At 72.0% G+C, this 11,464-nt stretch carries 14 protein-coding genes; 3 read left to right on the plus strand and 11 right to left on the minus strand.

Going from position 1 to position 11,464, the window contains the following annotated elements; translation table 11 throughout:
- Positions 1–2,736, plus strand: coding sequence for a hypothetical protein (locus M8C13_RS39135; RefSeq protein ID WP_252485874.1), 2,736 nt, complete (start codon positions 1–3; stop codon positions 2,734–2,736).
- Between the two features lies 1 nt (position 2,737).
- Here M8C13_RS39135 and M8C13_RS39140 read toward each other — a convergent pair whose 3' ends face one another.
- The 5 genes from M8C13_RS39140 to infC form a co-directional block, all read right to left on the minus strand.
- A complete protein-coding gene (locus tag M8C13_RS39140) occupies positions 2,738–3,247 on the minus strand; it encodes a hypothetical protein (protein ID WP_252485875.1) in 510 nt (169 codons plus the stop codon).
- A 96-nt stretch (positions 3,248–3,343) separates the two neighbouring features.
- Positions 3,344–4,198, minus strand: a complete 855-nt coding sequence (locus M8C13_RS39145; RefSeq protein WP_252485914.1) for an RNA methyltransferase — start codon at positions 4,196–4,198, stop codon at positions 3,344–3,346.
- Positions 4,195–4,575, minus strand: coding sequence for a 50S ribosomal protein L20 (gene rplT / locus M8C13_RS39150; RefSeq protein WP_252485876.1), 381 nt, complete (start codon positions 4,573–4,575; stop codon positions 4,195–4,197). The genes M8C13_RS39145 and rplT overlap by 4 nt, the downstream gene beginning before the upstream one ends.
- A 72-nt stretch (positions 4,576–4,647) precedes the next feature.
- Positions 4,648–4,842 carry a 50S ribosomal protein L35 gene (gene rpmI / locus M8C13_RS39155; RefSeq protein WP_252485877.1) on the minus strand — a complete coding sequence of 65 codons (195 nt, stop codon included), beginning with the start codon at positions 4,840–4,842 and terminating at the stop codon, positions 4,648–4,650.
- A 122-nt stretch (positions 4,843–4,964) separates the two neighbouring features.
- On the minus strand, positions 4,965–5,537 hold the full coding sequence (infC, locus tag M8C13_RS39160) for a translation initiation factor IF-3 (RefSeq protein WP_252485915.1): 573 nt from the start codon (positions 5,535–5,537) through the stop codon (positions 4,965–4,967).
- A gap of 278 nt (positions 5,538–5,815) precedes the next feature.
- Between infC and M8C13_RS39165 the strand changes: the two genes are divergently transcribed.
- Positions 5,816–6,175 (plus strand): DUF1844 domain-containing protein, encoded by a 360-nt coding sequence (locus M8C13_RS39165; protein WP_252485878.1) that lies wholly within the window; start codon positions 5,816–5,818, stop codon positions 6,173–6,175.
- On the opposite strand, the gene M8C13_RS39170 is transcribed toward M8C13_RS39165, so the two are convergent.
- The 6 genes from M8C13_RS39170 to M8C13_RS39195 form a co-directional block, all read right to left on the minus strand.
- Entirely contained in the window at positions 6,172–6,759 is a 588-nt protein-coding gene (locus M8C13_RS39170; protein WP_252485879.1) for a Uma2 family endonuclease, read from the minus strand. The two genes, M8C13_RS39165 and M8C13_RS39170, sit on opposite strands and share 4 nt — an antisense overlap.
- Before the next feature lie 16 nt (positions 6,760–6,775).
- Positions 6,776–7,396, minus strand: a complete 621-nt coding sequence (locus M8C13_RS39175; RefSeq protein ID WP_252485880.1) for a hypothetical protein — start codon at positions 7,394–7,396, stop codon at positions 6,776–6,778.
- Between the two features lie 40 nt (positions 7,397–7,436).
- Complete coding sequence (locus tag M8C13_RS39180) at positions 7,437–7,703, minus strand: hypothetical protein (protein ID WP_252485881.1); 267 nt, start codon at positions 7,701–7,703, stop codon at positions 7,437–7,439.
- A gap of 163 nt (positions 7,704–7,866) precedes the next feature.
- Positions 7,867–8,253 (minus strand): RidA family protein, encoded by a 387-nt coding sequence (locus tag M8C13_RS39185; protein WP_252485882.1) that lies wholly within the window; start codon positions 8,251–8,253, stop codon positions 7,867–7,869.
- A 35-nt stretch (positions 8,254–8,288) separates the two neighbouring features.
- The gene (locus tag M8C13_RS39190) at positions 8,289–9,041 is read right to left on the minus strand and encodes an IclR family transcriptional regulator (RefSeq protein WP_252485883.1); all 753 of its coding nucleotides are present in this window, start codon (positions 9,039–9,041) and stop codon (positions 8,289–8,291) included.
- On the minus strand, positions 9,038–9,991 hold the full coding sequence (locus M8C13_RS39195) for a sugar kinase (RefSeq protein WP_374213316.1): 954 nt from the start codon (positions 9,989–9,991) through the stop codon (positions 9,038–9,040). The genes M8C13_RS39190 and M8C13_RS39195 overlap by 4 nt, the downstream gene beginning before the upstream one ends.
- Positions 9,992–10,146: 155 nt before the next feature.
- Here M8C13_RS39195 and M8C13_RS39200 point away from each other — a divergent pair, with 155 nt between their 5' ends.
- Positions 10,147–11,454, plus strand: coding sequence for an alanine racemase (locus M8C13_RS39200; protein ID WP_252485885.1), 1,308 nt, complete (start codon positions 10,147–10,149; stop codon positions 11,452–11,454).
- The last annotated feature ends 10 nt before the right edge of the window (positions 11,455–11,464 follow it).

Here is an 11,464-nt window from a genome sequence, read left to right on the forward strand (position 1 = left end):
GTGACCGAGGAGCAGGCGCCGGCGCGGATGCTGGCCACGGCCGAGCACATGCCGGCCGGGCTGCCGCGCTATGAGGCCCTGGAGCGGGCCGCGCGCGGGGCGGACGCGGCCAGGGACGTCCGGCTGGGGCTGCGGGTGCGGCTGGCCATGATCCGGCTCTGCCACGAGCTGCGCCGCTCCGACCTGATGCTGGCCCCCTTCGCCTGGGCGGTGGCCGCCGAGCGCCGCGATCCGGCCGCCTTCGACCCGGCCGCGCTGCACCAGCTGCGCTGGATGCACAAGTGGGTGGTCAACGGGCTGATCTCCGATCCCCGGTTCAGCCTGGCCCAGGTGGAGGCGGCGCTGGCCGAGCTGGCCGCGCGGTTCCAGCGGGAGGGCGCCTCGCCGCAGCCGGTGCTGGGCTTACGGATCCGGCTGGCCGGGCAGCGCGGGGACGCCTTGGCCGAGGAGCTGTTCCCGGCCTGGCTGGGAAGTGCCGGCGACCAGCTCAGCGACTGCGCGGCCTGCGTGGTCGGCGCGCAGGTGGAGTTCCTGGTCGCGCACGGGCGGCACGCCGAGGCGGTGGCGCACGCCGATCCGGTGCTGCGTCAGGAAAGCGCCTGCTCGATGCAGCCGGCCGGGGTGCTCAGCAGCCTGCTCGGCGCGTTCCTGCGCGGCGGCGAACCGGCCCGCGCCCGGCAGGCGCACCTGATGGCCTACCGGCGGTTGCGCGAGCGGCCGGGCGACGGCGCGGCGCTGGCGGCGAACCTGGAGTTCCTGGCCGTCACCGGCAACGCCGAGCGCGGGGTGGAGCTGCTGGAGCGGCACGCCGAGCTGCTCACCGAACTGCCGAACCCGTTGGCGCGCCTGGTTTTCCTCGGCGCGGTCGCACTGGTGCTGAGCCGGGTGGACCCGGACCGGGTGGTGTGCGCGGGGCCGCGCCGGGTGGCCGCGGGCGTGCTGCGCGCCGAGCTGGTCGCCGAGGCGGGCGGGCTGGCCGAGGCCTTCGACCGGCGCAACGGCGCGGTGTGGCTGATGCGCAGGCTGGCGGAGTTCCTGGAACAGCCGGACGGGCCCAGGGTGACCCTGGCGCTGCCCCCGCCCGAGGTGGCCGAACCCGTTGTGGCACCGGAGGATCCGCGCACGGTGGCGGCGGCCGCGGTGGACGCCTTCGACGCCGGCGACTTCGTCAGCGGGCACCGGCTGCTGGCCTGCCTGCCCCAGGAGGTCGACCTGCCCCCGGTGCTGGCGCTGCGGGTGCGCGCGCGACGGGTGTTCGAGACCAGGCCGCAGCCGCCGGAGGCGCGCAGCGTGCTGGCCGGGGCGGTGGAGGCCTTCGCCGCGCTCGGCGAGCACGAGCTGGCGGTGCGGCACCGGTGCGGGCTGGCCGTGCTGGAGCTGCGCGCGCACGCCGACCACCGGGCGGGCGCGGTGGCCGAGCAGGCGGTGCGGGACGCGGTGCTGCTGGGCGATCCGGAGCTGGAGGTCGGGGCCAGGCTGGTGCTGGCCGAGGTGTGCCAGGAACGCGGCCTCGGCGAACCGGCCGCAGCGCAGCTGGAGGCCGCGCGGGACCTGGTGCTGCTGCGCGCCCGCCGACTGGCCACCCGGCTCGCGGTGCGCGAGGCCGAGCAGTTCGTGCTCACCGGGGACCTGACCGCCGCACTGGCCGCGCTGACCACCGCGCTCACCGTGGACAGCTCGCAGGCCGATCGGTTCAGTGCGCTGGTGGCCCGCGCCCGGCTGTGCAAGGACCTGGGCGAGCCGGCCGAGACCGTGCACGCCTACGACGAGCTGGCCGCCTTCGCCACCGCCGCGGACGGCCCGTGGACCGCGGAGGCGCTGCTGGAGCGGGCCGCGGTGCTGGTCGAGCTGGACCTGGAGGTGGAGCGGCTGCCCGACCTGGTGAACGCGGTCGCCGCCTGCCGCAGGCACCTGGGCGCCACCGCCACCGCGCAGGCCTGCTTCCTGCTCAGCGGCGCCTACCTGGAGCTGGACCGGTACGTGGAGGCGGCGGAGACCCTGGAGGAGGCGCTGCGGCTGGTGGAGGGCCGGGACCAGCGCAGCACCGAACTGCCGGTGCGGCACCGCCTCGGCGCGGTCTGCGGGGTGCTCGGCGAGCACGAGGCGGCCGAGGAGCACCTGCTGGCCGCGCTGGAGCTGGTGCCGCCGGAGAACCGCCTGCACCGCGCCCAGGTGCTGGCCAACCTGGCCGCCGCCTACACCAACCTGGACCGGGTGGAGCCTGCCCGCGCCGCCTACTGGGAGTCCGCGGAGATCCTGTGCACCGCCGAGCGCCCGGACCAGGCGGCCCGGATGTTGTTGCGGCTGGCCAACTCCGTGGGCGCGCAGGACCAGGAGGCCGCGCTGGCCGCGCTGAGCAGGGCGGCCGAGCTGGCCGCCGAGGACGACGAGGAGCTGCACGCCGAGCTCGTCGCGGGCCGGGCCTTCGTGCTGGCCCTGCACGGCCGGTATGCCGAGTCGCTGGCCGACAACGCCGAGGCGGAACGGCTGGCGGTGCGACTCGGCGACGTGCTCTGGCAGGTGTACCTGGTGAACCGCTCGGCCCAGATCCAGCTGTTGCAAGGAGATCCGCGGCGCAGCGAGAGCGAGGCCCGTCGCGCCGCCGCGCTGTTACCCGAGGACGCCCCGCACGCCGATGTGGCCGGGGTGCTCAAGGCGCTCAGCGACGCCCTCACCGAGCAGCACCGCACGGTGGAACGCGATCCCCTGGCACAGCAACTGCTGGCCCGCCTCTGAATCAGTTCGGCGTGGTGGGCACCAGCCCCGGGTTGAACAGCTCGCGGACGTAGATGCGGGCGCCGGAGCGCAGATGGATGAGATAGTCCTTGCCCACACAACGTTCCAGCCCCGACCGGGGTGGCCAGTGCGCGGTGAACCGGCCCAGCGCCTCCCGGCCCGCGCTGAGCCGGTTGCCGGTGAGGTGGCGGCCCAGCGGACGCTGGCCGGGCGGGAGCAGGGCGTCGGCCTCCTGGCGGGGCAGCAGCACCAGGTTGATGCTGACCACCTGGTTGCTGGGGGTGACCAGGCGGCTGTGCCGGTGCACGTAGCCGCCACCGCGCGCGGTGCGCAGTTTTTCGCGTAGTGGCACCGGAACCGAGTTCGCGGTGTGCGTCTCCTGCCGGTCGATCACCGCGGTCAGCGGCGCGCGCAGCAGGGCTTCCAGCAGGGCCGTGGTCGAGCCGTCGGCGGCGAGCAACATCCGGGTGGTGGCGGGCAGGTCGGTCAGGTCGCCGAGTGGCACCGGCATCGGAGCAGCCTCCAGTCGGGGGCAGGGTTTCCCGTTTCATACTCCCGAAAACCCGCCGCGGACAGCGGCCCCGTCGGCAGAACTGCCGGTGGTGGTTCAGCCGCGGCGCTGGGCGCGTGCGCTGGCGTAGAGGCAGACCGCGGCGGCGGTGGCCAGGTTCAGGCTCTCCGCGGCGCCGTGGATGGGCACCTTGAGCGCGATGTCGGCCGCTGCCAACACATCCTGGGGCACGCCGTGCGCCTCGCTGCCGAACAACCAGGCCGTCGGCGCGGCCAGTTCGCCGCGATCATCGGCGGTGTCCAGGTCGGCCTCGGTGTTGCCGTCGGCGGCGACCAGGCGCAGATCCGCCTCCGCGCATGCCTGGAGAACCGAGGCGGTGTCCCGGGAGCGGGCGATCGGCAGGTGGAAGACACTGCCGGTGGAGGCGCGCACGCACTTGCCGTTGTGCACGTCCACGGTGTCCCCGGCGAAGATCACCGCGTCCGCACCCGCCGCGTCGGCGACCCGGACCACGGTGCCCGCGTTGCCGGGGTCGGCGATGCCGACGAGCACCGCGACCAGCCGGGGACTGCCGTGCAGCGCCTCGGCCATGGTGACCTCGACCCGGTCGCAGACGGCGATGACGCCCTGCGGGGTGACCGTCTCGGACAGGCCTTCGGCGGCCCGTTCGGTGATCTCGCTGATCCGGATCCCGGCCGCGTCCGCGGCGTGCAGCAGGTCGGCGTTGCGCCCGGCGGCGACCTCGGTGACGAACAGCTCGTGCACCTGGCCGCGGCCCTCGCCCGCCCAGCTCAGCGCCTCCCGGACCGCCTGCGCGCCCTCGGCGAGGAAGCGGCCCGCGCGGTCCCGGCCCTGGCGGCGGGTCAGCTGGCGAGCAGCAGCGACCCGGGGTGTCCGTTCGGTCAGGACGTCCCCGGGTCGGCTGGTGCTGTTCGCCTGGTGGCGGGTCAGGAGGCCGCCGCGTTCCGGTCGGCGGGCAGGGCCTCGCGCGCGACCTCGACGAGGGCCGCGAAGGCCGCCGAGTCGCTGACGGCCAGCTCGGCCAGGATCTTGCGGTCCACCTCGACGCCGGCGAGGTTCAGGCCCTGGATGAAGCGGTTGTAGGTGATCCCGTTCGCGCGAGCGGCCGCGTTGATACGCGTGATCCACAGCTTGCGGAAGTCACCCTTGCGGGCACGGCGGTCCCGGTAGGCGTAGTTGAGCGAGTGGAGCACCTGCTCCTTCGCCTTGCGGTACATCCGCGAGCGCTGACCGCGGTAGCCGCTGGCCTGCTCCAGAATCGTACGGCGCTTCTTCTGGGCGTTCACTGCCCGCTTGACGCGTGCCACGGGTACATCCTGTCAATCAAGTGGGACCGGAGTGGGGCGGTCCCAGGTGGAAAAGTCGGTCTGGGGTGGCCGTCAGAGGCCGAGCAGGCGCTTGAGGCGGGGAGCGTCGTTCTTGGAGACGACCTCGGTGCCCTCAAGACGGCGGGTCAGCTGGGAGCTCTTGCGCTCCAGCTTGTGACGGCGCCCCGTCTTCTCCCGCATCAGCTTGCCGCTGCCGGTCACCCGGATGCGCTTCGAGGTGCCTTTGTGGGTCTTCTGCTTGGGCATGTCCGTCCTCGTTCGTTTGCTTGCGCCGCCACAGGGGCAGCACGGGGCCAGCCGGTTCCCGCCGGGGGAACCGGCTCGCAACGCGGGCGAGGGTGCCCGCGTTGCTCGCAGTACGCGGGGAGTTACTCCGCCGCCGCGTCCTGCTCGGTCTCCGCGTCCGCCTTGGTGGCGGTGCGCGGCTTCACGTTCTTGTGCGGAGCCAGAACCATGATCATGTTCCGGCCGTCCTGCTTGGGGCTGGACTCAACGACACCCAGATCGGCGACGTCCTCCGCGAGGCGCTGCAGCAGGCGGAAACCCAGCTCGGGCCGGGACTGCTCACGACCACGGAACATGATGGTCACCTTGACCTTGTGTCCCTGACCAAGGAAGCGGACGATGTGCCCCTTCTTGGTCTCGTAGTCGTGCGAGTCGATCTTCGGCCGGAGCTTCTGCTCCTTGATGACCGTCATCTGCTGGTTGCGACGGGACTCGCGGGCCTTCTGCGCGCTCTCGTACTTGAACTTGCCGTAGTCCATGAGCTTGCAGACCGGCGGTCGTGCCTGTGGGGCGACCTCGACGAGGTCGAGGTCCGCTTCCTCGGCAAGTCGCAGCGCGTCCTCTATGCGGACGATGCCGACCTGCTCACCCGCGGGTCCGACCAGACGGACCTCGGGTACCCGGATGCGGTCGTTGATGCGTGTTTCGGAGCTGATGGGGCCTCCTCGGTTTGGCGGTAGCTCGCGCGCACCGCGACAAGAAGAACCCCGACATAACGACGAGGCCCCGGCGCATTGTTCCGCGCACGGGGCCCGCCCATTTCCGATCTCGCGATCACCCGCCGTCGTCGGCGAGGATCGCGCACGGGTAGTCTGACCTGGGTCGACTACCTGACCGGACCCGGACACCTCAAGCGGTGACTCGGGTGGGAGCGGGGCTCCACTTGCCGCCCCCACGTGCGCGGGGGCTGGTCGCTCGTGGAATCGTAGCAGGTGTGAGTACGTCCCACCCAATCGAGGGCTCCGACCCCGACCCCGTGCGCGAGCTGTCCGACGTCCCCAGCATCGAGGTGATCAGCCGCGCCGCGGTCATGCTGATGTCCGCCGCCGCCGAGAAGCTCGGCCTGGCCGACCCCGACCCCGCCGAGAGCGACCGCCTGGACCTGGACGAGGCGCGCAGGCTGATCACCGCGCTGGCCGGGTTGATCACGGCGTCAGTGGAGTACCTGGGGATTCACGCGGCGCCGCTGCGGGACGGGCTGCAGGCGCTGCAGAAGGCGTTCCGGGAGGCCTCGGCGGTGCCGGACGAGCCGGGTCAGGGACCGGGCGAGAAGTACACGGGACCGGTGTACTAGCCGTACAGCTTGCTCAGGTCCAGGGTGATCGGGAATGGCACCGGTCGCTCCAGGGCGCCGCGGAAGATGCCGGCCGGCGCGTATCTACCGGTCGGCTTGTCCAGTTCATACGTCCGCACCAGCGGGGCTTTGCCCTCCTGCTCGACAATCCAGTAATGCGGAATGCCCGCCTCGGCGTATTTGCGGAACTTGACGGTGCGGTCGCGGTGCTCAGATTCCGGCGACACCACCTCGACCGCGAGCAGGACGTCTGCCGGGGAGAACCAGGTTGAGTCGTCATCAACGGGCGCAGTGGTGGCGACGATATCCGGCTCGGGCCGATTGCGTTTGTCCAGTCGAATTGTCATCTCATGGAAAACCTGGACACCATCCGGTGCCTGTTCGGCAAGTCTGGCCCGCAGACCGGAGACCATGCGGGCATGCCATGCCCGCTGTGGTGACATCATGAAGACGAGAGCCCCATCGATCAGTTCGGTGTGCCTCGGCGCCTCAGGCAGGCTGTCGAGGTCGTCCGCATACCAACCCTCTTCACGCGGAGGGTGCATCCAATCGGGCAGTGCGGCCATGCCGTCGACGATATCCATATCCCGCTCCATACCGCTATTGAACATGGCTTTTTGCCAGGCGTAACCCCACCCGGCGCAGTTCTTTGTCCGCCAGTTTTGCCATGGTCTCACGATCCCCCGCCCGCCACGCTCCCACCAGGTCGATTCCCGGTTCGGCAAGAGTGTGCAGCGGCAAATTTGCCAGCGCGCGCAAGGCCAGCAGGTCGACGTGACTTTCACCCAGCCGGGCGAGCCGCCGGGCCGCGGTGGCCTGGCGGACGAACCGGGCCCGCAGCGGCAGCCAGGACACCAGCAGCAGTGACACCGGGACCAGCACCAGCAGCACGCTCAGCCACAGCGCGGTCGAGTCCACCGCGGACATCTGCTTGTTCCCCGCGTCCACCAGCCGGTCCGCCACCGCCGAGCCCCGGCCCAGCGCGGCCGCCAGCTCATCCCCCACCAGCGGCAACCGCCCGGCCTGGGCGGCGGCCGAGGCGGACAGCTCGCGTAGCGAACCGCCCGCCTCGACCAGCTCGACGCCGGGTGCTCGTAGTTTGCTGACCAGGTCGTAGAGGTCCATGGCCAGCCAGACGCTGACGGCGATGATCAACAGGGCACCGAGGTCGGCCACCAGCTGGGCCGTGCGGCGGGCCCCGTGGTCGGCGTAGAGCTTCACCCCCTCCTTGTATCCCGGATCGGGTGGGTTCAGACAGGGGTCACCAGTCGGCGCGGGAGCAGGCCTCGTAGGCGTGCCTGCGGAAGATGCCGTTGTCGTCCAGGAGTTCCACGCAGAGCCGGTAGCGGCCGTCCGCGCCGTACTCGCAGGCGAGGTCGTGGTCGTCGTCGATGCCGTGGTAGAGCCGGTCGAGGTAGCGGTAGCAGTCGTAGCTGTCCGCGCTGGCGGGGGCGGCCAGGGCCACCGATCCGCCGAGGGCGAGGGCAAGGGCGGTCAGGAACCCGGCGACGCGGGATCGCTGTGCCATGACGTGAACCTCCTGAGCTGGTGGAACGCCTGCTCTCCCAACCAAACCCAGTGCCGCCGGGGACTCAATCCCGCGCCACTCCACCAGGGGACGGATCTCACGCGTTGGTAACGGACGCGGTATCCCTTGGAGCAGTGGCGCGAGGTTCAGTCACCGTCGGTGATCAGTCGCCCAGGACGGCCAGCGCGTCGATCTCCACCAGCAGGCCGGCGGGCAGGCCGACGTAGACCGTGGTGCGGCCGGAGAACGGGCCGGAGTTGATCACCTCGTTGTAGACCGCGTTCATCTCGCCGAAGTGGCTGGTGTCGGTGAGGTACACGCGGAACATCACCACGTCGTCGAAGCTGGCGCCGCCGGCCTCCAGCACGGCGGCCACGTTCTTCAGGGTCTGGCGGGTCTGCTCGGCGACGGTCTCACCGACGATCGCGCCGGTGGCCGGGTCGAAGGCGACCTGGCCCGCGACCTGCAGGATGTTGCCCTTGCGGACGCCCTGGGAGAAGTTGGCCACCGGGGTGGGCGCGTTCTCGGTGCGGATCTCGGTCTTGGCCATGGTGCGGGGACTCCTTGTCGGGGTTGCGGGCGGAATCAGGGGGTGTCCGGGCGCCAGCCGCAGGCGGCGCTGGCGGTCCTGGCGGCGGCGCGCAGCTCGGGCAGCAGCGCGAGCAGGCCGTCGTAGTCGAGCAGCATCTTCGGCACCGACATGGACACCGCGGCCAGCACCTCGCCGCGGGCGCCCAGGATCGGCGCGCCGATGCAGTGGATGAAGTCCTCGTGCTCGGACCGGTCCACCGCGTAGCCCTGGGCCCGGACCTTGCGCAGTTCGGCCAGGTAGGCAGCGGGGTCGGTGATGGTGTTGGCGGTCAGCTTGGTGAAGGTGATGCCCTCGACGATCCGGCGCTGCTCGCCTTCGGGCAGCGCGGAGAGCAGCAGTTTGGCCACCGCGGTGCAGTGCAGCGGCGCGCTCTTGCCGACCCTGGAGTACATCCGGACCTGGTGGCGGCTGTCGTACTTGTCGATGTAGATCACCTCGCCGCCCTCGTAGCTGGCCAGGTGCACGGTGTGCCCGGTGCTCGCGTTCAGCTCGCGCAGCGCGGGCTCGACCGTGCGCCGCACATCGCGTTCCTCCAGCGCGCGGTGCGCCAGGTCGAACAGCGTGGTGCCGAGCCGGTAGTGCCGCACGTCCTCGCGCTGCACGAACCGGCGCGCCTCCAGGGTGCGCAGCAGCCGCAGCGCGGTGGACTTGTGCACGTCCAGCACCGCGGCCAGCTCGTCCAGCGTTCGATGGCCGCCGGCCAGTTCGGTGAGGATGGTCAGCGCGCGGTCCAGGCTCTGGCTCATGCCAGCGCTCCCGCGGTGAAGTGGGTGGCCGCCCAGGTCGCCGGGTCCGCGGCCAGCAGCTCCGCCCGCCGCGGCGCCGGGACGGGCTCGCCGACGTCGTCCCTGGTCAGCAGCGAGCCGACCGCGGTGAGGTGGCCTTGGCGGAGGCGGCGCGCGGCGTCCAGGCCGTCCAGGTGCGCGGAGAGGAACCCGGCGGCGAAGGCGTCGCCCGCGCCGACCGGCTCGACCACGTCGACCTTGAGCGCGGGCTCGAAGTGGGTGCCGCCGTTCTCCACCAGGGTGGCGCCCTGCTCGGCCTGCTTGACCACCAGCGTGCGCGGTTCGGGCAGCAGCTCGCGCAGCGCGGCCGGATCGCCGACACCCCACAGCGCCTCGGCCTCGTCCGAGCCGACCAGCACGATGTCGGCCTTGTTGGCCAGCTCGGCCAGCACCGAGGTGTCCCGGCCGCGCCACAGGGCGGGGCGCCAGTTCAGGTCGAAGGAGACCAGCCGGTCGCCGCGCCAGGGGTCCAGGATCGCGGTGAGCAGCGCGAGGCAGCTCTCCGAGAGCGCGGCGGTGATCCCGGAGACGTGGATCAGCGCGGTGCGGTCCAGGTTGAGCCGTTCCAACAGCTCAGGCCCCATGCCGGAGGCGGCCGAGCCGCGGCGGAAGTAGCGCACCGTGCTGCCGCCCGCGTCGGCCTCCTTGACGTAGAGGCCGGTCGGGCGGTGCTCGTCCCGGCCCACGTCCGCGGTGTCCACGCCGAAGGAGCCGATCCGGTCCAGGATGGCCTGGCCGAAGGCGTCCTGGCCGAGCGCGCTGACCCAGCGGCTGTGCCAGCCGAAGCGGGCCAGGTGGCAGGCCACGTTGGACTCCGCGCCGCCGACGGTCCTGGTCCAGGTGGTGACCTCGTGCGTCGGCCCCGGCTCGGCCGGGACGAACAGGGCCATCGACTCACCCAGGCACACCACGTCCGCAACCCCGCGATCAACTGGGGGTTTCAGCTCATCCACTCAGGTTCCCTCCGGCCCGGCCAACGTTGACGACCAGCTCAGCGGAATGCTACACAGCCACGCATCACATAGCGCAATCTCAGTTGCATAATTCGCAACGAAAGGCGGATGCTGTGGAACCGGCTCGTCTGGACCAGGACGCGGTGGCCGCGATCGCCACCGAGCGGATCGACTGGCGCTTCAAGGGCCTGCCGGACGCGCTCGCGGGTCAGACCATCGCCGAGGCCGCCGCGGCCCGCCCGAACCTGTTCCGGGACGGCTTCCTACCCCCGCTGGTGGTCATCGACGACGAGGCCCTGGAGCACAACCTGCGCACCATGGCCGACTGGGTCGCGGGCCAGGGCCTGCTGCTCGCCCCACACGGCAAAACCCCGATGGCGCCCCAGTTCTACCAGCGGCAACTCGCCGCGGGGGCGTGGGCGATCACCGCGGCCAACGCCAGCCAGCTGCGCGTCTACCGGGCCTTCGGGGTGAGCCGGATCCTGCTGGCCAACCAGCTGGCCGACGCCGCCGCGCTGGCCTGGCTGACCGAGCAGGTCAACGCCGACCCGGACTTCGAGTTCCTGTGCTGGGCCGACTCGGTGCGCGGGGTCGAGCTGATGACGCAGGGCCTGGCCGGGCTGTCCCGGCCGATCGAGGTGCTGGTGGAGCTGGGCGCGCCCGGCGGCCGCACCGGGGCGCGGGACCGGGCCACCGCCCGCGCGGTGGCCGAGGCGGTCAGCGCCAGCCCGGTGCTGCGGCTGGCCGGGGCCGGTGGCTACGAGGGCGCGGTGGCGCACGGCGATGTGGACACCGCCTCGGCGACCGTGCGCGGCTACCTGCGTGAGATGTGCGCGCTGCTGGCCGAGCTGCACGCCGATGGCCTGTTCGCCGGGGCGGAGCGGGTCGTGCTGACCGCGGGCGGCAGCGCCTGGCCGGACCTGGTGGCCGAGGCCTTCACCGAGTTCGCGCCCGGCTGGACCGGCGCCGAGCTGCTGCCGGTGCTGCGCAGCGGCGCCTACCTCACCCACGACGACGGCTTCTACCGCGGCATCACCCCGTTCGGCCCGGACGCCCGGCTGGCCGGGACCACCGCGCTCAAGCCCGCGCTGCACGGCTGGGCGCAGGTCACCTCCAAGCCCGAGCCCAGGCTGGCCCTGCTCACCGCGGGCAAGCGGGACTTCTCCTTCGACGAGGGCCTGCCCGAACCGCAGCTGCGCCGCCGCGGTGACGAGACCACCGAGCTGACCGGCTGCGCGGTCACCAAGCTGAACGACCAGCACGCGTTCCTCGAACTGTCCACTGTGGACCAGGTCGAGGTCGGCGACTGGGTGCGGCTCGGCTTGTCCCACCCGTGCACGGTCTTCGACAAGTGGCAGCTGCTGCCCGTGGTGGCGGCCGACGGCGAGACCGTGGTCGACTTCGTGCGCACCTACTTCTGAGGGGACGGCC

The sequence above is a fragment of the Crossiella sp. SN42 genome (genome assembly GCF_023897065.1).
Lineage (GTDB): Bacteria > Actinomycetota > Actinomycetes > Mycobacteriales > Pseudonocardiaceae > Crossiella.

What these genes read in the sequence shown, in the direction of transcription:
- M8C13_RS39140 (WP_252485875.1), bottom strand. Translation starts at nt 3,247, where the DNA reads ATGCCGGTGCCACTCGGCGACCTGACCGACCTGCCCGCCACCACCCGG.
- rpmI (WP_252485877.1), bottom strand. Translation starts at nt 4,842, where the DNA reads ATGCCCAAGCAGAAGACCCACAAAGGCACCTCGAAGCGCATCCGGGTG.
- M8C13_RS39170 (WP_252485879.1), bottom strand. Translation starts at nt 6,759, where the DNA reads ATGGATATCGTCGACGGCATGGCCGCACTGCCCGATTGGATGCACCCT.
- M8C13_RS39180 (WP_252485881.1), bottom strand. Translation starts at nt 7,703, where the DNA reads ATGGCACAGCGATCCCGCGTCGCCGGGTTCCTGACCGCCCTTGCCCTC.
- M8C13_RS39185 (WP_252485882.1), bottom strand. Translation starts at nt 8,253, where the DNA reads ATGGCCAAGACCGAGATCCGCACCGAGAACGCGCCCACCCCGGTGGCC.
- M8C13_RS39190 (WP_252485883.1), bottom strand. Translation starts at nt 9,041, where the DNA reads ATGAGCCAGAGCCTGGACCGCGCGCTGACCATCCTCACCGAACTGGCC.